The sequence below is a fragment of the Pseudacidovorax intermedius genome, assembly GCF_001476815.1.
Classification (GTDB): domain Bacteria; phylum Pseudomonadota; class Gammaproteobacteria; order Burkholderiales; family Burkholderiaceae_C; genus Xenophilus; species Xenophilus intermedius_A.
Genome location: NZ_LDSL01000237.1, coordinates 1 through 526 on the forward strand (window position 1 = coordinate 1; position 526 = coordinate 526).

The following is a 526-nucleotide window of genomic DNA, read 5'->3' on the forward strand; positions in this document are numbered from 1 at the left end:
CTGTTGCGGGTCCTGGCCGGTGGTGTTGGCCAGCCATTGCGCATAGCCGGCGATGGCCATGCTCTCCTGCCAGAAGGCCTGGCTGTCCACGCCGCGCACCGCCGCGAAGGAGCCGCTGAGGCAGGCGGCCATCGCCAGCGTGCGCACCTGGTTGAGGCCGGCCATGGCGATGGCGTCGTCCAGCGAGTTGACCTGGCGCCGCAGCCCGAAGCGGGCGCTGTTGGCCAGCCGGATGAGCTTGGCCGTCAGCGCCGGGTCGCGGCCGATGGCGTGGCGCACCTTCTCCAGCGGAATGTCCTCGTCGCGCATCGTGGCGAGCAGCTCGCGGGCGACGTCGGGAATGGTGGGCAGCTGCACGCCTTCGAAGAACTGGGCCAGGCCTCGGGTGGCGTTGGGGGTAGCGGCGGTCATGGAACTCCCGGAGGAAGGTGATACGGAAGCCTTCTTGTATCATCTTTGAAACAAATTGAAACCGCCAATTGCCCTGCCTCGTCGGTTCTGCCCGTTTTCACGCCCCCCGCGGCAC

The 526-nt window shown here is 67.7% G+C and carries 1 protein-coding gene; it reads right to left on the reverse strand.

The window, feature by feature from the left end; genetic code table 11:
• Positions 1 to 411, reverse strand: a 411-nt coding sequence (locus NS331_RS24815; RefSeq protein WP_153013055.1) for an HDOD domain-containing protein, incomplete at its 3' end; no start/stop codon positions are given.
• Between the last annotated feature and the right edge of the window lie 115 nt (positions 412 to 526).